This is a genomic window from Streptomyces javensis, from assembly GCF_039525925.1.
Taxonomy (GTDB): Bacteria; Actinomycetota; Actinomycetes; order Streptomycetales; family Streptomycetaceae; genus Streptomyces; species Streptomyces asiaticus.
In genome coordinates this window covers 1-526 of record NZ_BAAAIF010000299.1, presented here as the reverse complement: position 1 = coordinate 526, position 526 = coordinate 1, and the positions used below count along the sequence as shown (strand labels likewise).

1 protein-coding gene is annotated in these 526 nt (G+C 67.5%); it reads right to left on the bottom strand.

What is annotated here, in order from left to right:
- Positions 1 to 526: acyltransferase domain-containing protein (locus tag ABD329_RS48060; RefSeq protein ID WP_344318337.1), on the bottom strand; the 526-nt coding region annotated here is incomplete at both ends.

Below are 526 nucleotides of genomic sequence, written 5' to 3'. Positions count from 1 at the left end.
CACCACCGCCGCAGGACCGTTCACCGCCGCGACATCCACCCCCGCCACCAGCAACGGACGCACCTGCTCCTCACCCGCACCCACCGCCACCATCGCACCACCCTCCGGCAACGCCTCCATCAACCGACCCCGCGCCGCCACCAACACCGCCGCATCCTCCAACGACAACACACCCGCCACATACGCCGCCGTCACCTCACCCACCGAATGCCCACCCACCACATCCGGCACCACACCCCACGACTCCACCAACCGGAACAACGCCGACTCCAACGCGAACAACCCCGCCTGAGCAAACACCGTCCGCTCCAACAACTCCCCGCCCCCGAACACCACCTCCCGCACCGAACCCGACACACCCCCGGCATTCAGCTCCCGATCCAGCGCCACACACACCGCATCAAAAGCATCCCGAAAGACCGGGAACACCTCGTACAACCCACGCCCCATCCCCACCCGCTGACACCCCTGACCAGCGAACAACACCCCCAACCGACCACGCACCACCGAACCCGACACCACCCCC